Origin of the sequence: Xylophilus sp. ASV27, from assembly GCF_016428875.1 — a bacterium.
Classification (GTDB): domain Bacteria; phylum Pseudomonadota; class Gammaproteobacteria; order Burkholderiales; family Burkholderiaceae_C; genus Xylophilus.
The window spans coordinates 1-313 of sequence record NZ_JAELTO010000354.1 but is presented as its reverse complement, the minus strand read 5'-3'; the positions used below and the strand labels follow the sequence as shown (position 1 = coordinate 313).

Sequence of the window (313 nt, the reverse complement as noted above, 5' to 3'; positions counted from 1 at the left end):
TACCGCGGCTTGGCCAAGAACGCCACACGCTCGTTCGTCGCCCTGGGCCTGGCCAACATCTACCTGGCGCGCCAGCGCCTCATGGCATGAGTGCGCCCGCAACACCGGCCATGCGCGGGCGTGGGCCTGTCTCTTATACACATCTGACGCTGCCGACGAAGAGAACCTAGTGTAGATCTCGGTGGGCGCCGGATCATTAAAAAAGGGGGGGGGGGGGGGGGGGGGGGGGGGGGGGGGGGGGGGGGGGGGGGGGGGGGGGGGGGGGGGGGGGGGGGGGGGGGGGGGGGGGGGGGGGGGGGGGGGGGGGGGGGGG

1 protein-coding gene is annotated in these 313 nt (G+C 75.4%); it reads right to left on the bottom strand.

What is annotated here, in order from left to right:
- Window positions 1–59 precede the first annotated feature (59 nt).
- Window positions 60–313 (bottom strand): hypothetical protein (locus JHD63_RS23300; protein WP_233168571.1); only part of this gene is annotated, 254 nt, incomplete at its 5' end.